The 19,157-nt window shown below is 70.7% G+C and carries 15 protein-coding genes; 7 read left to right on the plus strand and 8 right to left on the minus strand.

Annotated features, from left to right (window positions below; translation table 11 throughout):
- Nucleotides 1–153: 153 nt before the first annotated feature.
- Genes JOM49_RS41695 through JOM49_RS41705 form a run of 3 tightly spaced genes read left to right on the plus strand, consistent with a single transcriptional unit; the run spans nt 154 to nt 3,935 of the window.
- Nucleotides 154–1,398 (plus strand): bifunctional glycosyltransferase family 2/GtrA family protein, encoded by a 1,245-nt coding sequence (locus JOM49_RS41695; protein ID WP_209670281.1) that lies wholly within the window; start codon nt 154–156, stop codon nt 1,396–1,398.
- Nucleotides 1,395–3,260, plus strand: a complete 1,866-nt coding sequence (locus tag JOM49_RS41700) for a glycosyltransferase family 39 protein (protein WP_209670283.1) — start codon at nt 1,395–1,397, stop codon at nt 3,258–3,260. Before JOM49_RS41695 ends, JOM49_RS41700 begins: the two co-directional genes overlap by 4 nt.
- 15 nt (nt 3,261–3,275) lie before the next feature.
- Nucleotides 3,276–3,935 carry a PIG-L deacetylase family protein gene (locus tag JOM49_RS41705; protein WP_209670285.1) on the plus strand — a complete coding sequence of 220 codons (660 nt, stop codon included), beginning with the start codon at nt 3,276–3,278 and terminating at the stop codon, nt 3,933–3,935.
- On the opposite strand, the gene JOM49_RS41710 is transcribed toward JOM49_RS41705, so the two are convergent.
- Complete coding sequence (locus JOM49_RS41710; RefSeq protein ID WP_209670287.1) at nt 3,881–4,465, minus strand: dihydrofolate reductase family protein; 585 nt, start codon at nt 4,463–4,465, stop codon at nt 3,881–3,883. The genes JOM49_RS41705 and JOM49_RS41710 overlap by 55 nt on opposite strands.
- A 243-nt stretch (nt 4,466–4,708) precedes the next feature.
- Here JOM49_RS41710 and JOM49_RS41715 point away from each other — a divergent pair, with 243 nt between their 5' ends.
- The gene (locus JOM49_RS41715) at nt 4,709–5,122 is read left to right on the plus strand and encodes an SsgA family sporulation/cell division regulator (protein WP_209672261.1); all 414 of its coding nucleotides are present in this window, start codon (nt 4,709–4,711) and stop codon (nt 5,120–5,122) included.
- 142 nt (nt 5,123–5,264) lie between these two features.
- Here the strand turns inward: JOM49_RS41715 and JOM49_RS41720 are convergent, their stop codons facing one another.
- The 3 genes from JOM49_RS41720 to JOM49_RS41730 form a co-directional block, all read right to left on the minus strand.
- Entirely contained in the window at nt 5,265–6,692 is a 1,428-nt protein-coding gene (locus tag JOM49_RS41720) for a phenylacetate--CoA ligase family protein (RefSeq protein WP_209670289.1), read from the minus strand.
- A 13-nt stretch (nt 6,693–6,705) separates the two neighbouring features.
- Complete coding sequence (locus tag JOM49_RS41725) at nt 6,706–9,912, minus strand: tetratricopeptide repeat protein (protein WP_308159043.1); 3,207 nt, start codon at nt 9,910–9,912, stop codon at nt 6,706–6,708.
- 197 nt (nt 9,913–10,109) lie between these two features.
- A complete protein-coding gene (locus tag JOM49_RS41730) occupies nt 10,110–12,776 on the minus strand; it encodes a helix-turn-helix transcriptional regulator (RefSeq protein ID WP_209670291.1) in 2,667 nt (888 codons plus the stop codon).
- A gap of 109 nt (nt 12,777–12,885) precedes the next feature.
- On the opposite strand from JOM49_RS41730, the gene JOM49_RS41735 reads away from it, so the two are divergent.
- Nucleotides 12,886–13,482, plus strand: coding sequence for a dihydrofolate reductase family protein (locus JOM49_RS41735; RefSeq protein WP_209670293.1), 597 nt, complete (start codon nt 12,886–12,888; stop codon nt 13,480–13,482).
- 403 nt (nt 13,483–13,885) lie between these two features.
- On the opposite strand, the gene JOM49_RS41740 is transcribed toward JOM49_RS41735, so the two are convergent.
- The 3 genes from JOM49_RS41740 to JOM49_RS41750 form a co-directional block, all read right to left on the minus strand.
- Nucleotides 13,886–15,322, minus strand: a complete 1,437-nt coding sequence (locus JOM49_RS41740) for an amino acid permease (protein ID WP_209670294.1) — start codon at nt 15,320–15,322, stop codon at nt 13,886–13,888.
- Between the two features lie 103 nt (nt 15,323–15,425).
- Complete coding sequence (locus tag JOM49_RS41745) at nt 15,426–16,550, minus strand: oxygenase MpaB family protein (protein WP_209670297.1); 1,125 nt, start codon at nt 16,548–16,550, stop codon at nt 15,426–15,428.
- A 121-nt stretch (nt 16,551–16,671) separates the two neighbouring features.
- On the minus strand, nt 16,672–17,241 hold the full coding sequence (locus JOM49_RS41750; protein WP_209670299.1) for a TetR/AcrR family transcriptional regulator: 570 nt from the start codon (nt 17,239–17,241) through the stop codon (nt 16,672–16,674).
- Between the two features lie 58 nt (nt 17,242–17,299).
- Here JOM49_RS41750 and JOM49_RS41755 point away from each other — a divergent pair, with 58 nt between their 5' ends.
- Both JOM49_RS41755 and JOM49_RS41760 read left to right on the plus strand, forming a co-directional pair.
- Entirely contained in the window at nt 17,300–18,148 is an 849-nt protein-coding gene (locus tag JOM49_RS41755; protein ID WP_209670301.1) for an SAM-dependent methyltransferase, read from the plus strand.
- A gap of 159 nt (nt 18,149–18,307) precedes the next feature.
- Nucleotides 18,308–18,712, plus strand: coding sequence for a MarR family transcriptional regulator (locus JOM49_RS41760; protein ID WP_209672265.1), 405 nt, complete (start codon nt 18,308–18,310; stop codon nt 18,710–18,712).
- Here the strand turns inward: JOM49_RS41760 and JOM49_RS41765 are convergent, their stop codons facing one another.
- Nucleotides 18,713–19,111, minus strand: a complete 399-nt coding sequence (locus tag JOM49_RS41765; RefSeq protein ID WP_209670303.1) for an ATP-binding protein — start codon at nt 19,109–19,111, stop codon at nt 18,713–18,715.
- Nucleotides 19,112–19,157: the final 46 nt, after the last annotated feature.

A 19,157-nucleotide genomic window follows, 5' to 3' on the forward strand; every position in this document is an offset into this window, starting at 1 on the left:
TTCCTTAAGCGCTGCTGTCCAGCGGTAAGGGGGGAAACGGGTGCGCAATTAGGGGGTTGGGGCGGCCAGGGGCGAGCTGGCACAGTAATCCGGACCGGTCGATCCACTCCCCCCGCACGCATTTCGACCTCCTTGGAAGGAAAACGAGAGGCGATGCCAAGATCCGCCGAGGCGACGCCGATTCCGGCCGCCGCACCCATTTCCCTGAGCACCACCACGGTGGACATCGTGGTGCCGGTCTACAACGAGGAACGCGCACTCACCGGCACGGTCGAGGTGCTGCGGTCCTACCTGCGCGAGAACTTCCCGTACGACTGGACCATCACGGTGATGGACAACGGCAGCGAGGACGGCACGCTCGAAGTGGCCAACGCGCTGGCGCACAACGACGAGCGCGTCCGGGTGCTGCACCTGGACGTGGCCGGTCGCGGCCGCGCCCTGCGCGAGGCGTGGGGCGCGAGCGACGCGGACGTGGTGGTCTACATGGACGCCGACCTGTCCACCGGGCTCGACGCGCTGCTGCCGCTGGTCGCCCCGCTGGCGAACGGGCACTCCGACCTGGCGATCGGCTCCCGGCACGCCCCCGGCGCGCGGACCGTCCGCGGCCTGCAGCGCGAGTTCATCTCCCGGTCCTACAACGCGTTGATCCGGTTCACCCACGGCGCCCGGTTCCGCGACGCGCAGTGCGGGTTCAAGGCGGCGCGCGCCGAGATCATCCGCCCGCTGCTGCCGCACGTGCACGACGACGGCTGGTTCTTCGACACCGAACTGCTGCTGCTCGCCGAGCACAACGGCCTGCGCGTGCACGAGGTGCCGGTCGACTGGATCGAGGACGTGGACACCAGGGTGGAGGTGACCAGCACGGCCTGGCACGACATCCGCGGCCTGATCCGGGTGGCCCGGTCGAAGGCCCGCGGCACCGCCCGCGTCGACGAGCTGCCGCAGCGGCCGGAGCCGCGGCCGATCCACCCCGATCCGGTGCTCGGCCGCAGTGCCGGCGCGCTTTCCTGGCAATTGCTCTCGTTCGCCATTGTCGGCGCCATTTCCACCGTCGCCACCTTGACCCTCTACGCCATTTTCCGGGAATGGATGCCACTGCTGCTGGCCAATTTGGCGGCATTGACGATCACCACCCTGTTCAACACCGAAGCGAATCGCCGTTACACCTTCGCCGGGCGCAGGCAGTCCACCGGCCGGGTGCATTTCCAGGGGATCATCGTCTTCGCGTTGTACTACGGGTTCACCTCGGGGGCGCTGCTGCTGTTGCACTGGCTGGCGCCGGACGCCTCGCGCGCGCTGGAACTCGCGGTGCTGCTGGTGTCCTCGCTGCTCGGCACCACGGGCCGGTTCCTGTTGCTGCGCAACTGGGTCTTCCGCCGCAAGGAGGCGGTGGAATGACCGCCACGACCGCACGGGAAGCCAGGACGACCGCGAGCACGCGCTGGCCGGTCTGGACGCTGGCCGGGATCTGCGTGCTGGCCGCGCTGCTCTACGCCTGGGGCTTCGCCTCGGGCAGCTGGGGCAACACGTACTACACCGCCGGTGTCAAAGCGATGTCGTCCGGCTTCACCGACTTCCTCTTCGGCGCCTACGACCCGGCGGGCGCGGTTTCGGTGGACAAGCCGCCGATGTCGTTGTGGCCGCAGGTGGTGTCGGTGTGGATCTTCGGCTACCACGGCTGGGCCATCCTGCTGCCGCAGGTGCTCGCCGGGGTCGGCGCGGTGTTCCTGCTGCACCGGACCGTGCGCCGCTGGGCCGGGGAAGCCAGCGGGCTGTTCGCCGCGCTGCTGCTCGCGCTCACCCCGATCACCGTCGCGGTCAACCAGGTGAACCTGCCCGACACGCTGCTGGTGCTGCTGCTGGTCGCCGCCGCGTATGCGGTCACGCGCTCGATCGAGGACGGGCGGCACACCGGCTGGCTGCTGTGGTCGGCGTTCTTTGTCGGCTGCGCGTTCACCACGAAGATGCTGCAGGCGTGGATCGTGGTGCCCGGGCTGGCCGCGGCGTTCCTGGTCGGCGCGAGCGGTCCGGTCCGGCGCAAGCTGCTCGACCTGCTCGCCGCCGGGCTGGTGCTGTTCGTGTCCTCGTTCTGGTGGCCCGCCCTGCGTGACTGGTGGCCGGGCGAGAAGCCGTACATGGCCAGCACCGCCGACGGCACCGCGATGGACCTGATCTTCGGCTACAACGGCTTCGGCAGGCTGTTCGGCGCCGAGGGCGGGGCCGCGGTCGCGACGCAGGCGGGCGGCGGGAACGTCGGTGTGGCCGGTGGGGCTTCGGGCGTCACGCGGATGTTCGGCGCCGCGGGCGGTGGGCAGATCTCCTGGCTGCTGCCGCTGGCTCTGCTCGTGCTGGTGCTTGCCGCGGTCGGCTTCCGCAAGGCCGGGCGCGAATGGCGTGCGGGCTGGGTGCTGTGGGGTGGCTGGCTGCTGCTGGCCGGACTGCTGTTCAGCTTCGCGCAGGGCGTGATGCACCCGTACACCGCGACCATGCTGGCGCCCGCGGTCGCGGCGTTGTGCGCGGCCGGGATTCCCCTGCTGTGGCGGGCTTATCGCGGGGACACGGCCGCGTGGGTGCTGCTGCCGCTCGCGGTGGCGGGCACCGCGGCCTGGGCGTGGGTGGTGATTTCGCGCAACCTCGCGTGGCACGGCTGGCTCCGCTGGGCCGTGCTGGTGGCCGGGGTCGCGGCCGTGCTCGTGCTGGTGCTCGCGAAGCGCCGGGCCGAACTGCGCCGGCCCGCGCTGGTGCTCACGCTGACCGCGATCGTGCTCGCCCCCGCGGTGTGGTCGGTCGGCACCGCGGTGGACGGCAACCGGATCGGGGTGCTGCCTTCGGCCGGGCCGCTCAGCGAACTGTTCGCCAAGCTGAAGGGCAGCCCCGGTGGGTTCGGCGGCCTGCTGACCGCCGACCTCAGCCAGGAGAACCGGCGGATCCTGGCTTATGCCAAGGAGAACAGCGGCGGTGCGGAGATCGTGCTGGCGGTCGAACGGGGATCGACCGCGGCCTCGCCGTTCCTCATCCACACCGACGAGACGGTGGTCGCGCTGGGCGGTTACGCCGGGGCCGATCCGGCGCCCTCGCCCGCGCGCCTGTCCGACTGGGTGGCGCAGGGCAGGCTGCGGTTCGTGCTGAGCAGCCTCGGGCAGGGGCCGAGCGCGCCGGCCCAGCAGGAGCGCGCGGCGTGGCTGGAGCGCCGGTGCGTGGTGGTCGACCCCGCCGCTTACGGCGGGCAGCCCACCCAGAAGTTGTTCAGCTGCACCTAGGCTCGGAGGGGACCCATGAGCAAGCCGGTCGCGCTGGCGGTTTTCGCCCACCCGGACGACGCCGAGCTGGCCTGTTTCGGCACCTTCGCCGCCCTGCGCGCGCGGGGCTACGCGTTGTCGGTGCTGTCGCTCACCGACGGCGCCAACAGCGACGTCGAGCAGTCCTACCTCCGTCCGAAGGAAGCCAGGCTGGCCGCCGCGGTGCTCGGCAGCGAGCTCGTCGTCGAGGACTTCGAGGACGGCTCGCTGACCGCCGGGCGGGCGCTGTTCGACCGGATCGAGCAGCACATCCGCCGGCTGCGGCCGTCCATCGTGCTGACCCACTACCCCGGTCCGCGCGAGCACCAGGACCACCAGGTGGTCGGCACGGTGGCGACCACGGTCGCCCACCGGGCCGGGCACGTGGACCTGGTCCTGCAGGGTGAGCCGCCCGGACTGGCCGACTCGTTCGCCCCGCAGTTGTTCACCGACATCACCGCGCACATCGACGTGAAGCTGAAGGCGCTGGCCTGTTACAAGTCCGAAGCGGACAAGGGGTTCATGCACCGCGAGACCGTGCTGGACCGCGCCCGGTGGTGGGCGCGGCAAGCCGGCGCGGTGGAGAACGGCACCCCGCGGTACTACGAGGCGTTCGTGGTGTCCAAGGCGTTGCTGCCCGTGCTCACCGGGGTGTAGCTGAGGATGAGCAGTCCGGTCTCGTGCACCTCGACGCCGTTGAAGGTGAACTTGTACTGCTGGCCGTCGCGGTAGAGCAGCTCGCCGGGGGCGGCCTTGCCGGACAGCACCGGGTGCAGCCACACGCGCAGTTCGTCGAGCAGGCCGTGGTCCAGCATGAGGCGGGTCACCGGGCCGAACCCGTACTGCAGCAGGTTCGCGCCGGACTCCTTCAGCTCCCGGATGCGCTCGACCACGTTCTCGCTGATCACCTCGGTGTTCTGCCACTTCGGGTCGGTCAGCGTGGTCGAGACCACGTACTTCTTCAGCAGGTTCATGCGGGCGGGCGAACCGTCCTCTTCGGTCACCGACGGCCAGACCGCGGCGAAGCCCTCGTAGGTCTCGCGGCCCATGATGACCGCGTCGGCGGCGCGTTGCTGCTGGTCGGCCGCGCGGTTCGCCTCCTCGCCGAAGTAGTCCATGTGCCAGTCCTGCATGTTGCTGATGTCGCCGTCGAGGGTCAGGTATGTGGCGTTCACGATCTTGCCCATGGGAATCGCTCCTGGTTCGGTGTCGTTGTACGTAAGCGTCGAACCGGCATCGAGCAGATCGACACGGCACCCGGAAATTTCCGGGAAGTAACCCGCGTCACAGCTCGTTCGCGCAGACGGGTGACCGGATCAGCCCCGCCACTCCTCCTTTGGGATGAAGCGAAGTGGTTTCATGTTCCACACTGCGTGCTCGCGCGTTCTCTATAGGGAGAGCCGGTGAACAGAACGGAAGGACTCACGGCGATGCCCGACTACCAGGACACCACCCGCGCGAAGATCGTCTTCGGACTGCGCACCTTCGCGGCAGGCCCGGCGCCGCTGCCCGCGGAGCTCTCCTACGACACGAGCGACCCGTACGCGGTGGCCGTCACGTTCCACACCGGACGCGGCAGCGTCCAGTGGATGTGCGCCCGCGACCTGATCGCCGACGGCCTGCTGGCCCCGGCCGGCCTCGGCGACCTGCGGATCAGCCCGGCCAACGACCCCGAGTTCGTGGTCTTCGAGCTGATCACCCCGGACGGCGAGGCCGTGATGGAGGCCCCGTCCGCCGAGCTGGCGGCCTTCCTCGACCGCACCTACGAGAAGATCCCGGCCGGGTCCGAGCACCAGTGGTTCGACTTCGAGCACGAGCTGGGCAAGCTGACCTCGCACAGTTGAGGGCTCGACGCCGGCGAGCCAGGAAGCCCGCACCGAGCCAGGTCCGCGCCCGTCGCGGCAGCCCGGCTGCGGGACACGACACGGCGAGTCGCCAGACCGCCACTCCCCGTCCACTTGGGACGGCAGCCGGGGTCGTGCGCTCCTAAGCCGACCCCCGCGTATAGCGGTGCTTCACCCCGATCGGGAAGTACTCCGGATCACCTGCGTTCCGCAATTCCACCTCCGGCAGTTGCCGCTCGGCGGGAACGTAGTGGGCGAATTCACTGTTCAGCCGCACCAGTTGCGCCCGGATCGACTCCGCCACCACGGCCGGGTCACCCTCGCGGCCGGGGGCCAGTTCCACGGTCACCCGCAGGCGGCGGTCCCGCTGCTCGTCCTCGACGGCTTCGAGCACGAACTTGCCGGTGACCCAGTCGCTGATCCCGGGCTGCTCCAGCCCCACGGTCACGTTCTCCGGGTACACGTTCGCGCCGAAGAACGACACGGTGAACAGCGAGCGGCCGAACACGTAGACGAACGGCAGCGCCTCACCGGCGGGCGGCTCGAAGCCGTGACGTGCGCAGAACGCGAGCAGCTCGTCGTGCGCAAGCACCCCGCCCTCGTCGGCGATGTGGTACCGGACCAGCGGGATCCCGTTGTCGCCGGAGAAGAGCAGCGTGCCGTCCGAAACCTCGAAGTACCGGCTCGCCGGGTCGTACTGCACCAGCGTCGGCAGCCGGTCGGCCCCGAACAGCTCCCTCGCCAGGTCCGGGCGGCTCGCGAGGAACCGGCGGATGGCCACCGAGAGCGCGGTCTCGTTCCCCAGCACCCCGGCGTCGGCCGTGCCGTACAAGGAGACCGAGTCGCGCACGGGGTCGGCCATGCCGGTGCGCTCGGCCAGCAGGTCACGCCATTCCTCGCTGAACACCTCGCCCGCGAGCACCAGTTTCACCGCGTACCGCGACCAGTCATCGCCGCTGTCGACCACGTCCTTGACGAATGGCGGATAGCCCAGCAGCACCACCTGCTCGAAGTGCGGCGCCAGTTCCGGCAGTACCCGCAGGATCTCCGCCTTGTTGTTGCCGGGCGCCACCACCGTGATCGGGAAGCCCTTGGCCGCGAGGTGGCGCACGCACGCCGTGGTGAACAGGCCGCCGACCCAGGTGCCCAGCGGGAAGCAGACCACCGCCAGCGTGCGGCGCGAATCGGCGGAGAAGCCGCGGAACACCTGCTCGAAGCGGCGGGCGATCTCCAGCTCGTCGGCCAGCGAGCGCGGCCAGATCGTCGGCGTGCCACTCGAACCGGACGACACCGCGATCATGTCCAGGTCCTCGAGCCTGCCGTCGCGGCACAGCTCCGGCAGCGGGTAGCGCTGGTGGTAGGCGGCCTTGTCGAGCAGCGGCAGGCGTTCGAAGTCCTGACGCGAGGTGATCGACACCGGGTCGATCCCGTGCTCGCCCAGGAACTTGCGGTACGCGGGCACCGAGGCGGCCACCTCGTGGAACAGGGCCACCGGGTCCATCGCGGCCGGCTCACCGGTGAAGAACCGCTCGTAGGCACGCGTCACGCGCCGGGGTCGCTCCAGATCCATGCTTCGAATGGTGTCAGACCCGGGCCAGGTTGAGGCGTGCTCGGACCTCGTTCGCTTCCGGCACACCCATTTCCGCGTACAACGCCAGCGCCCGCTCCCAGTGCTCGCGTTCGCCGGTGGACTCCCCCAGCCCGTGGTGCGCGTACGCCTGGTCGCCGATGCAGCCCGTTTCGAGCGCGATCTGCAGTGCGTCGCGGAAAAACGCCGCTGCCTCCGTGTTTTCTCCACGGGCGGAGGCCAGGGAACCCAGGGAATTCAGCACCCGTGATTCCACCCCGCGATCCGAGCATTCACGCGCGGTCGACAACGCCTCCCTGAGGCAGCGCGCGGCTTCGTCGTAACGGCCCAGCTCCCGGTGCACGTCACCGCGGTGCTTCAGCGCGACGCCCTCGTTGATCCGCCCGCCGGTCTCGCGGGACACCGCCAGCGCCTGGTCCAGCCGTTCCAGTGCCTCGTCGTACCGGCCCAGCGCCCGCAGCGCCCCACCGAGGATGCCGAGCGCGTACCCCTCGCTGGTCCGCGTGCCGGTCTCGGCGAACAACGCCAGTCCTTCCTCCAATGAGGACACCGCGGTCTCGTGCTTCCCCTGTGCGGAAAGCACATCACCGAGGTTCACCCGGACATAGCCCTCGCTGGTGCGGTCCCCGGTCTCGCGCGCGGCCACCAGCGCGAGGTTCAGGTAGCGCGCGGCGTCGGTGTACCGGCCCATGCCGCGGCACGCCGCGCCCAGCACGACGAGCACCAGCCCTTCGCTGGTCCGGTCGTCGGTTTCCCTTGCCAGGTCCAGTGCCTGCTCCAGGTAACCCAGCGCGTCGGTGAACCGCCCGAGTGCCCGGCAGACCAGGCCGAGGGTGTTCAGCACGTAGCTCTCGGTGTTGCGGTTACCGCTTTCCCGCGCGCTGGCGAGCGCCTCTTCCAGGTAGCTCAACGCTTCCCGCGAACGGCCGACGCGCCAGTACCCGAGGCCGATGAGCGTCAGCGGGTCCGTGCGGTTCCCGGGATCGGTGAACGCCGACGCGTGCGTGTGCAGCATCAGCGCGTCCTCGTGGTAACCACCCAGGTCGAGGTACTTCCACAGGATGCCGGAGAGCAGGCGGACGTGGTCCGGCCAGTCGTTGCGCGTGGCGTGCGAGGCCACGGCGAGCAGGTTGCCGCGTTCGGTCTCCAGCCACTCCTGCGGATTCGCCGGTCGCCAGCCGTCGAACCGCAGCGGCGGGGCTTCCGGCCGCAGGTGCCGGTCCTGCGGGGCGTGCAGGTCCATCGCCAGCGCGGCCGCGGCGACGTAGTGGTCGAACAACCGGGTCAGCGCGTCACGGTCCTCGCCCGCCAGTTCGGCGGCGTAGACCCGCAGCAGGTCGTGCAGTTGGTACCGGCCGGGCAGGAGCTCCTCGGCGAGGTGCGCGCGAACCAGCACGCCGATCAGCCGCTGTGCCTCGGCCAGGTCGACCCCGGCGAGCGCGGCGGCCGCGTCGACCGACAGCGCGCGGCCGGGGTGCAGGCCCCACAACCGGAACATCCGCGCGGCATCGGGCGGCAGGTGCCGGTACGACCACGAGAACACCGCGCGGACCGCCGTGCGCGGGTCGCCACCACCGTCGAGCAGGTCCAGCCGCCGCCGTTCGTCGGCCAGTTCCGTGGCGAGTTCGGCCAGCGACACCTCCGGCCTCGCCAGCGCCAGTTCGGCGACCAGCCGCAGCGCGAGCGGCAGGCGCACGCAGTACTCGACGAGCGCCTCCGCCGCCACGCGCTCGACGGCGACCCGCGCGCCGAGCAGGTGGTGCAGCAGGTCCAGCGAAGCCTCGGGCGTCAGCAGGTCGAGCAGCACCCGGTGCGCGCCGTGCCGGGCGATCAGCGCGGGCAGCGTCTCGCGGCTGGTCACCAGCACCGAACAGCTCGCCGAGCCCGGCAGCAACGGCCGGACCTGCTCGACCGACCCGGCGTTGTCCAGGATCAGCAGCAGCTGCCGTTCGTCCAGTTCGGTGCGGAACTTCGCCGCACGCTGGTCCTCCTCGGCCGGGATCTCCGAGCCGTCGACCCCCAGTGCCCGCAGGAAGCCCGAAAGCGCGTCACCGGGTTCGACCGGGCGCTCGGGACCGTAGCCACGCAGGTCGAGGTAGAGCTGGCCGTCCGGGAAGTGCTCGCGCGAGCGGTGGGCCCAGCGCAGCGCGACCGCGGTCTTGCCGACCCCGGCCGTGCCCGAGACCACGGCGATCCGCACGTCCGTGCCGTCGTTCGGGAGCAGGTGGTTCAACGAGCGCAGTTCCCGCGCGCGGCCGGTGAACCCGCTGACGTCCGCGGGCAGCTGGGCGGGCCGGTGCCGTCCGGCCGGCGCGTCCGGGTGCAGCACGCGCTCGTGTGCCTGCCGCAGTTCGGGGCCCGGCTCGATGCCCAGCTCGTCGGCCAGGCGGTGGCGGATGTCGTCGAACACCTCGAGTGCCGCCGCCTGCTGCCCGGCGCCCGCGAGGGCGAGCATGAGCTGGGCGTGCGCGGTCTCGTGCAGCGGTTCGGCAGCGGTCAGCGCCCGCAGGTGCGGCACGGCGTCCTCGTGGTTCCCCTGCACCTCGGCGATTTCGGCGTAGGCGAGCACCGCGGCCGACCGGCGGGCGGTGATCGCGTGGCACACCGGGTGGTGCCGGAAGCCCTCCAACCCGGCCAGCACGGGACCACGCCAGGCGCCGAGCGCGTCGAGCCAGCGCTCCTGCGCGACCGCGGCCTCGAACTGCAGCAGGTCCAACTGTTCCTCGTCGACGGACAGCAGGTACCCGCCTTCGACCGTGGTGATCACGCGCGCCGGTTCCTGCCGCACCCGGCGTGGTTCGAGCACCTTGCGCAGCCGCGCGACATAGGTGTGCACCAGCTCCAGGCACGACGACGGCGGGTCGTCACCCCACAGCGCGTCGACGATCTCCTCGCGCCGCACCAGCCGGTTCGGCTGGATGGCGAGCAGGGCCAGCAACCGCCGCTGCTTCTCGGCACCCAGCTCGACCGGCTCCCCGGCGTGGTGGACCGACAGCGGGCCGAGCACGCGGATGCGCAGCGCGGCACCCGGGTCCTCCGCGGCGAGCACGGCCAGCAACCGGCGCGTGGTTTCCGCGCGGGAACTCCGCACGTGCCCGAGTTCGGCGTTGCGCACGGCCCGCAGGCTGACCCCGGCTCGCTCGGCCAGTTCCGCCTGGGTCAGTCCGGCCAGCACGCGGCGCTCTCGCAGCCTTTTGTCCACTGGCACCTCCGAACATGCCCGTCCAGCTTCCCCAAGATGCCGCCCGGCGGCCACCGCCAAATGCCCGAGAACGTCATACCCGCAGGTCAGGGTCGTGAAACCGGGTACAGGTCCCGGTACAGGCCCACGTCCACCCCTGGTGATTACGGTGAAGGAGGTCACCAAGGGCACCCGCCGCGTGGGGTACGGCGGGTGCCCTAACCCCCGGCTTCCGCGAGTTCGCCGCGCGAGGTGACGCCGAGCTTGGGGTAGGCCTTGTACAGGTGGTAGGCCACCGTCCGCGGGCTCAGGTAGAGCTGGGCAGCGATGTCTCGATTGGACAGACCTTGGGCCGCGAGCTGGGTGATCTGGAGTTCCTGCGGGGTCAGTTCCGCCTGCGCGCCGGAAGCGGGCTTCGGGGTCACGCCCGCCCCGGTCGCCCCGAGCTCGGCTCGCGCGCGAGCGGCCCACGGGCCCGAGCCAAGCTCCTCGAACACCTTCAACGCGGCGCTCAGGTGGTCGCGGGCCTTGCTCTTGCGCCGCGCCCGGCGGAGCCACTCGCCGTAGAGCAACTCCGTGCGTGCCCGGTCGAAGGGTCGTGAATCGGACGGGTGCAGGTCGAGCGCCCGCACGAAGTGGGGCTCGGCCTCGGGTGTGGTGAGCGCGCGGCAGCGGGCGAGCAGCGCGTGGATCCACGGCCGGTCCATCGTGGCCGCCCAGTTCGCGAACAGCTCCAGCGAGGCGGCGGCGTCCTGCGGCCTACCCAGCCGGACGGCGGCCTCCACGTGGTCGGGAACGCAGCGGACCACTCCGGACAAGTGTCGTGAAGGTCCACTGGTGACCGCACGCAGCCGGTCGAACGCTTTCTGCACCCGGCCTTGGCCGAGGTCGAGCAGGGCGAGCGCGGTCTGTGCCCAGGTGTCCCCGGAGGACGCGGCATCGTCGGCGGTCAGCTCGGCGTAGTGGCGGCAGCCGGGCTCGTCACCCTCGATCGCGGCGAGGTAGGCGAGCGCGCCCGCGGTGTACCCGGCCCAGAGCGGCTGACCGGTGTCGGCGGCGATACGCATCCCCTCGGCACCGGTGACCCGGGCTTCGCGATGCCTGCCGAGCACGGTCTGCACCAGCGTCAGGTGCCCGAGCGCGGCGGGCAGTGCGACGATCACGCCGTGGGCGCGGGCGTCGGCGATCAGCTCGGTGGCAATCTCGGCTGATTCCTCGTCGCGGGCGGCAACCAGTGCGCGGCTGGCCACCTCGGTCATGCCGCGCGGCCCCATCCCGGCCGCGGCGGACCGCGCCTTGGCCAGCACCTCGTCGAGCGGCGGGAACGCGGCGGTGTCGCGGTCGAGCACCATCGCGGTGCCCCAGCGGGCGAGCCAGGCCATCGACATCAGCGGGTCGTCCGGGGCGAGGCCGACCTCGTCGAACCGGTCCAGTGGCTCGGCCAGCAGGCGCACGTCGGTCGGCGCGGCCCAGGCGGCGTGCAGGGCACGCACGAGCATCCAGAACGCCTCGACCGGATCGTCGGCGAGCGCGGCGCCGTCGACGAGCAGCCGGTGCGCGTGGTGCAGGTCGCCCTTGGCGAAATCGGCGCTGGCCCGTACCTGGATCAACCGCACCCGCAGGTCGGGGGCGAGATCCGGCGGCAGCGTCTCGGCGAGCGAGTTCGCCCAGTCCAACCTGCCCGCGCGGGTCGCGGCCTCGCAGGCGAGGAGCAGCCGCCGGGCGGACTGCTCGGGTTGTTCGCTGAGCCGCGCAGCACGCTCGTACATGGTGGCCGCGGCGGCGTGCCCACCACGCGCGATCGCCCGGCCTGCCGCTCGCTCGAGCTCGGCGGCGACGCCCTCGTCCGGCCCGGTGGCGGCCGCGGCGAGGTGCCAGGCCCGCAGATCCGGGTCGTGGTGCTCGGCCGCGAGTGCACTGTGGACAGCGATCCGGCTGCTCGCCGCGGCGCCGTGGTAGACCGCCGCGCGGATCAGCGGGTGCCGGAAGGTCAGCGTGCCCGCGACCAGGGAGACGAGCCCGCGTTCCTCGGCGGGTTCGAGGTCGGTGAGCGCGGCGCCCAGCTCGTTCGCGGCCCGTAGCAGGGTTTTCAGCTCACCGGTCTGGTCGGCGGCGGCGAGCAGGAGCAGGTTCCGTGAGGGCGCGGGCAGCGAGCGAACCTGGTGCCAGAAGGCGTCGAGCACGCGGGTGGTCAACGGCATCGGCCCGGTGTCGTGCGCGGACACCACGGCCGGGAGTTCCCGCAGTGCCAGCGGATTGCCCCGGGTCTCGGCGACCAGCCGCGCCCGTAGCTCGGCGGGGAGTTCGATGCCCGTGTCATCCAGCAACGCCGACGCGCTCTGGTCGTCCAATCCGGTCAGGCGCAGCTCGGGCAGACCGGGCGCGACGAAGGCGTCGGCGTAGTCCCGCGCGGCGAACACCAGCACCACGCCCTCGCGGTCGAGGCGGCGGGCAGCGAAGAGCAGCGCGTCGGCGGAGGCCCGGTCGAGCCACTGCGCGTCGTCGACCAGGCAGAGCAGCGGCCCTTGCTCGGCGAGCAGCGTGAGTACGCCGGCGCCGATCAGGAACCGGTCACCGTCCCCGCTCTCGCCCAGCCCGAAGGCACCGGCCAGGGCGCGCCGCTGGAGTTCGGGCAGGGCGTCCAGGCGGTCCAGCACCGGCCGCAACAGCAGGTGCAGCCCGGCGAACGGCAGCTCGGCCTCGGACTCGATCCCGGTGCCACGAAGAACCCGCAGGTCACCGGCTTGGGCGGCGGCGTGGTCGAGCAAACTGGTCTTGCCGATGCCCGGTTCCCCGCGCACCACGAGGGCGCCGCTGATCCCGTCACGTGCCCGGCCCAGCAGCGCGGTGATCGTGTCCTGCTCCGCCTGGCGGCCCCGCAGCATGCCGTGACCCTACCTATGCGGTGCCCTCGGATTACTGATGCCGCGACGGATTCGGCGGGGGTGGCCGTCGGCCTAACTTGGTCGTACCCACCAGCGAACGGAGCACGTGATGTCCCACCCCCGCAAGGTCGTCGCCCAGGTCAACGTCTCGATCGACGGCTACAGCGCCGGCTCCCCGGACGACGGCATGGGCGGCATGGCCTTCCTGCAGGAACACGCCTCGCACGAACAGATGTCCACCTACTTCGAAGGCGTCTGGCGCGGCGCCGACACCGCCGTCGTCGGCCGCACCAACTACGAAGGCTTCGCCGGTTTCTGGCCCCCGGTGGCCGAAGACCCGGACGCCTCCCCGCGCGACCGCGACCTGGCGACGTGGTTGTGCACCGTGGAAAAGCTCGTATTCTCGCGGACGCTGGACAAGGTCGAATGGCAGAACTCGCGCCTGGCCACCCAGGACCCGGCGGCCGAGATCCGCGGCCTCAAGAACACCCCCGGCCGGGACATCCTGGTCCTGAACAGCGCCAGCATCATCCGGCAACTACTGTCCGCCGAGCTGATCGACGAACTGCGGATCTCACTACTCCCCGCCACCCTCGGCGGCGGCCTGCGCCTGTTCGAAGGCAACCCGCCCTACTCCACCTGGCACCTCGGCGGCGTCGCCACCCTCACCACCGGCGCCGTAATCCTGCACTACCAACGCCCCTGACACTTCCCCCGCCCAGCGGACACAAATGTGGCTTTCGGGGCGTATTCGGCCCCCAAAGCCACATTCGTGACATTCCCCCGCACCTCACCCCACAGGTGCCGTGAATGTGGCTTTCACGGCACATTCCGCCGTGAAAGCCACATTCACGGCATCGCCCCCACCCCCAACCCAGCAGCCACGTCACGAAGCCACTTTCGAGACGAATAACGTCCCGAAAGCCACATTCGTGACACCGCCCCACCGCCGCCCGGGCACCCCACCAAGAGCACCCGCCCAGATCCCCCACCCCACCCCGGTCCACAGCCAAAAACACGGCGGGGACTCGGATGTCAAGGCATCTTTCCCGCCTTGACATCCGAGCCCCCGCCGTAGTCACACTAAAAAACCGGGGCGGGGCCCCACCCTACTGCCCACGCAACCGCGAATGCCGCCGCCCATAAACGAAATAGATCACCAACCCCAACCCCATCCAAGCAGCGAACCGGATCCACGTCAGCACGTCCAGATTCAGCATCAGGTACAAACAAGCCAGCGCCGCCACGATCGGGAGTACCGGGGAGAACGGCACGGTGAACGGCCGTTGCAGGTCCGGGCGTTTGCGCCGCAGTACCGGCACCGCGATGGCCACGATGATCATCGCGGACAGCGCGCCGATGCTGACCATGTCGGACAGTTCGGTGATCGGCACGAAAGCGGCGAGCAGGGCGATCAGCACCGCGCCGATGATGGTCACCCGGTGCGGGGTGCCCCAGCGCGGGTGCACGGTGCCCAGTTTCTTCGGCAGCAGCCCGTCGCGGCCCATGGCGAAGCCGATCCGGCCGATGGTCACCAGTTCCACCATCATCACCGAGGTCAGGCCGGTGACCGCGCCGAGTGAGATGAGCGCGCTGATCCAGTGCATGCCCACCGAGTCGAAGGCGTCGGCCAGTGGCGCACCCTCGTCGATGTCGGTGAACGGCACCATCCCGGTCAGCACCAGCGACACCCCGATGTAGAGCAGCGCGCAGATGCCGAGCGCGCCGAGGATGCCGACCCGCAGGTCCTTGCGCGGGTTCTTGGTTTCCTCGCCGAGGTTCGCCAGCGCCTCGAAACCGGTGTAGGCGAAGAACACGATGGCCGCGGCGGTGAGCACCCCGGCGAGGCCGAACGCCGACTGCTCCAGGCCCAGCCCGGCTTCGACCACCGGCTGGTGCAGCACGTCGGCGTCCTCACCGGCCGGGCGCGCCGGCGGGATGAACGGGGTCAGGTTCGAGGCTTTCACGAAGAACACGCCGATGCCGAGGATCAGCAGGCAGACGGCGACCTTGACCACCACGAGCACGTTGGTGAACAACGCCGACTGCTTGATCCCGGCCACCGCGACCACGGTCAGCACGGCGATGATCAGGACCGCGCCGACGTTGATCGTGGCGTCCTCGCCGAACCACTCCGGCGGCAGGCCGAGCAGGTTCGCCAGGTAGCCGGACCAGCCCCGCGAAACCACCGCCGCGCCGAGCGCGAACTCCAGGAGCAGGTCCCAGCCGATGATCCAGGCGAACACTTCGCCGAGCGTGGCGAAGGCGTAGGTGTAGGCACTGCCCGCGGTCGGCACGCTCGAGGCCAGTTCCGCGTAGCAGAGCGCGGCCAGCCCGGCGACCACGGCGCCGATCACGAAGGACAGGGTCACCGCGGGCCCGGCGTGGGTCTTCGCCTCGACCCCGGCCAGGGTGAAGATGCCGGTGCCGATGATGATGCCGACCCCGAATCCGACCAGGTCACGGCCACGCAGGCGGCGTTTGAGGTCGCCGGACTCCTGCCGCTGGAGCACCGTGTCGACGTCCATGGTGCGCATGATTCCCATGCGGGCACCGTAGAAGTTCCGGCTGCTTCCCGCAGCGCAACCTCCGGGTGACCGGAAGACGCCCAACGCGGCCCGGCTCCCGGAAAGTCCGAAAAGGACCCGCCTAAGCGGGTTTCGCCGGGCACATTCCCGCGCCCTGCCACCGTTGCCGCAGGTCCTCGGGGATGTCGAGGGTGGTCGACTGGCCGTCGGTGAGGGTGCGCACGCTGCCGCCGAGCAGGATCTCCCCCGCCTTGTCCAGTACCTTCGTGGCGATCCGGCTGCGGTCCTCGCCGCGTTCGAGCGCCCGCATCAACCGGGTCCCGGCGCGGACCGCGGTCGTCCAGCCGCGCGAGTCCGGCACCTCCATCCAGTCGGCGACCCGCGGGTCCACCGTCTGCCGGACCATGGCCGCGATGACGCCGTCGAACACCTCGCCGGGCAGTATGTTCTCGTACAGGTCGAGCAGGTTCCGGGTGAGCGCCACACCTTCCGGCGAGGGCGCGTACACCGCCTCGACGAGCAGGGCGTTCAGTTCCCGTGCCTCCGCCAAGGTTTCGGGCATGGCTTCGGCCGGGATGCCGAGCATCGCGCCGGTGACGCGCCAGACGTAGTAGTAGCTCTCGGCCTCGTCCTCGCTCACCGAGATCCCGATGCGGCGCATCCCGTCGATCACCTGCACCGAGAAGATGAACAACGCGCCGAGCAGGTCCTGCTGGCACAGCGGCACACCTTCGGCCGCGCTGTCCCACTTGCCCGAACGTTCGATGAAGTACCGCACGGCGGCGTGGATCAACCGCGTCTTCTGGATCGTCGGCACGAAGCTCCCGCCGCTGCCGAACGGGTCTCGGCCCATCATGTTCAGCACGAACTGCGAGGTCTCCGAGAGACGACGATGGGGCTGGTTCAGGCGGTGGGTCAACGTCAGCACGCGGGACGGGCGCGGCTGGGCGTAGCAGTTGACCATGGCACCGAAGGACAACACGGAAGCGACGTGCACCCCGTCATCGGCGAAGAACTCGTACGCGTGGGCCACGCGGTCCAGGTCAGCCCAATCCGGGGGCACGTCCGTGGCGATGAGGTAGTCACGCACCGACTCCGGCAGGTCCCCCGGGATGGGCTGGTCGTTCGCGCGGAACTGCGCCAGCACCTCGTTCACGGCCTCGATGCGGCCGGTCTCGGCGAGGTCGGCGATCACCGCGTCCGCGAGTGGATCCCCTTGGTACATCAACGCTTCCACCGCGGTCATGTCGATCAACTGCTGCCCCCTGAGGTCGCTTGCCGGCCCTTCAGCTAAGCGATCTCCACCGCGCAGAACCAGGGCCGGCCCCGCCGACCCCCCGATCGTGGAGGTACTCCAGTCGAACGGCCTAACGCGTCAGCAGCCGGTCCGCGCAGTCGGCAACCAGGTCCTCGGCGTACTCCGGGATCCCCGAACCACCGCGCAGGTGCCGCCGCACGGTCGAGTAGGGGATGTCGACGGTGGCGAGCACCAGCCGGTCGACGTCTTCGGCGCCGGACCGGCCGAGGCGGTCGGCCAGCGCTCGCAGCGTGCGGTCGACCTGCGCGTTGCGCTTGGCCAGGCGGTCCCGCGCGTCGGTGGGCCACGTCGGCTCGCCGAAGTCGACCGGCCCGTAGAGCAGGACCGCCGCCTCGGCGGGGTGCACCCGGCTCCACGAGACGACGTGCCGGGCCGCCGCGGCAGGCGAGTCGCCGTCGAGCGCGTCGAGGAAGCCCTCCTGGAACCGCTCCACGGTGCGCAGCCACAGTTCCGCGAGCAGCGCCGCCCGGCTGGGGAAACGGTGGTAGATCGACCCGCTGGGCGCACCGGCCTCACGGGCGACCGCGGTGACGGTGACCGCGGCGGGCCCGCCCTCGGCGGCCAGCGCGGCCGCGGCGTCCAGCAAGCGATCCATGTCGTGCCGCGGCGGCCGTCCCATGGCGGGCAGGGTACCGCCAACCCGCTACGGTGTGCGCAGGCGAACGCGAGGAGTCCTCATGTCCGAACACGATCCCGACCTCGTTCCCGACGGCGTCGACCTGGACCACCCCAATCCGGCGCGGATCTACGACTGGTTCCTGGGCGGCAACGCGAACTGGGCGATCGACCGCGAGTTCGGCGCGAAGGCCGTGGCCGCGTTCCCGATGGTGCGCGCGATGGCCAAGGTCGGCCGCGAGTTCCTCGGCCGCGGGGTGCACTACCTCGCCCGCCAGGGCATCACCCAGTTCCTCGACCTCGGGTCTGGCGTGCCGACCGTGGGCAACGTGCACGAAATCGCCGATTCGGTGAACCCGGACAGCCGCTGCGTCTACGTGGACAACGAGCCCGTCGCGGTGGCGCACTCGCAGGTGCTGCTGGAGCGCGAAGGCGACCTGCGCCGGCACGCCGTGCTGCAGGCCGACCTGCGGAACCCGGAGGACGTCTGGGAACGCGCGATGGACACCGGCGTGCTCAACCCGCGGGAACCGATCGGGCTGATCATGGTGAACGTGCTGTACTTCGTCAGCCCGGAAGACGGCCCGGAGGACATCATCGGGCAGTACCGGGACCTGCTGGTGCCGGGTTCGTACTTCCTGTCCTCGCACATGACCGTGGACGGCGTGCCCGCCGAGGGCGAGGAGGAGCGGGCCGAGGTCCGCCGCCAGTACCGCAACTCGGCGACGCCGCTGCACCTGCGCTCGCGCGAGGAGTTCACCCGCTTCTTCGACGGCTTCGACCTGGTGGACCCGGGCGTCACCTGGATCCCGGAGTGGCGGCCGGACGAGCTGAAGTCCGAAGCCACGCAGGACTTCCTCGCCGAACCGGCCACCAGCAGCGCCTTCGCCGGTCTGGGCCGGAAGCCGTAACCCGCCGCCAAGCCCCGGCTGAATGCTATGAGTGGGGCATTACTTGCAATGGACGCAAGTAATGCCCCACTCCTGGCGTTCGGCTCGGGCTCGTAGGATCGGGGCGTGGCGGACGAAGGGCTCAGCGTCGATCAGGGGATCCGCACGCTGCTGTTGCTCATGCCACGGATGGCCGGGCGGCTCAAGCGGCTCCCGATCCCCGAGCAGCTCCGCTCCTTCTCCCTCGCGCCGCGGCACCTGTCGCTGCTCGCCTACCTGCTGTTCGACGGGCCGATGCCGGTCAACGAACTCGCCCGCCTGCTCCAGGTCGCGCCCGCCACGGTGAGCCTGATGGTGGGCGACCTGAGCAGGCAGGGCGTGCTCGAACGCCGCGAGGACGAGCAGGATCGGCGCCGCACCATCGTGAGCATCGCCGAGCAGCACCGCGACGACGTGGACGCCTGGCTTTCGGCGGGCGCGAGGGCTTGGCGCAAGGCGCTGGAGCCGCTCACGCCCGAGCAGCGGCAGCTCGTCGTCGAAACGCTGGAAACCTACGAACGGGAAGCGGCGGCCGAGCGCCCCTGATCAGGGACGGTGGGCCAGGTCCAGGACGGCCCAGACGGTCCGCGTGGTGCCGTCGGTGCGGACGCCCCAGTCGAGCGGCAGTTGTTCGAGCAGCAGACGGCCGTCGATGTCGTCCTCGACCGGGGCCTCCAGCGGTTCGCCGCTGGCCTTGGCGTCGAGTTCGAGGTGCAGGCGCGCGGCCTGGCGGTTGAGGCCGAGCCGGATCTCGCCGACCTGCTCGTGGTAGCGCTCGGCGTCCTTGATCAGCTCGTCGACCACGAGGAGCGCCCGGTGCACCGCCTCGGGTGTCGCGCCGTCGAGCATCAGGCGCACCTGCGTCCGCGCCCAGGAAGTGCTCTCCGGTCCGTCGGTCAGGGACATCCTCGCGTTGAGGATCTGCTCGCGCCTCGGCACCGTCACCGTGAACTCCCTCGAATCGGCCTGCACAACGCTGGTCATGGGTACC

This window comes from Amycolatopsis magusensis (assembly GCF_017875555.1).
Taxonomy (GTDB): domain Bacteria; phylum Actinomycetota; class Actinomycetes; order Mycobacteriales; family Pseudonocardiaceae; genus Amycolatopsis; species Amycolatopsis magusensis.

Coding starts and splice junctions, on each gene's coding strand:
- JOM49_RS41705 (WP_209670285.1), top strand. CDS start 3,276: ATGAGCAAGCCGGTCGCGCTGGCGGTTTTCGCCCACCCGGACGACGCC.
- JOM49_RS41740 (WP_209670294.1), bottom strand. CDS start 15,322: ATGGGAATCATGCGCACCATGGACGTCGACACGGTGCTCCAGCGGCAG.
- JOM49_RS41720 (WP_209670289.1), bottom strand. CDS start 6,692: ATGGATCTGGAGCGACCCCGGCGCGTGACGCGTGCCTACGAGCGGTTC.
- JOM49_RS41700 (WP_209670283.1), top strand. CDS start 1,395: ATGACCGCCACGACCGCACGGGAAGCCAGGACGACCGCGAGCACGCGC.
- JOM49_RS41735 (WP_209670293.1), top strand. CDS start 12,886: ATGTCCCACCCCCGCAAGGTCGTCGCCCAGGTCAACGTCTCGATCGAC.
- JOM49_RS41695 (WP_209670281.1), top strand. CDS start 154: ATGCCAAGATCCGCCGAGGCGACGCCGATTCCGGCCGCCGCACCCATT.
- JOM49_RS41710 (WP_209670287.1), bottom strand. CDS start 4,465: ATGGGCAAGATCGTGAACGCCACATACCTGACCCTCGACGGCGACATC.
- JOM49_RS41755 (WP_209670301.1), top strand. CDS start 17,300: ATGTCCGAACACGATCCCGACCTCGTTCCCGACGGCGTCGACCTGGAC.
- JOM49_RS41760 (WP_209672265.1), top strand. CDS start 18,308: ATGCCACGGATGGCCGGGCGGCTCAAGCGGCTCCCGATCCCCGAGCAG.
- JOM49_RS41750 (WP_209670299.1), bottom strand. CDS start 17,241: ATGGGACGGCCGCCGCGGCACGACATGGATCGCTTGCTGGACGCCGCG.
- JOM49_RS41745 (WP_209670297.1), bottom strand. CDS start 16,550: ATGACCGCGGTGGAAGCGTTGATGTACCAAGGGGATCCACTCGCGGAC.
- JOM49_RS41715 (WP_209672261.1), top strand. CDS start 4,709: ATGCCCGACTACCAGGACACCACCCGCGCGAAGATCGTCTTCGGACTG.
- JOM49_RS41730 (WP_209670291.1), bottom strand. CDS start 12,776: ATGCTGCGGGGCCGCCAGGCGGAGCAGGACACGATCACCGCGCTGCTG.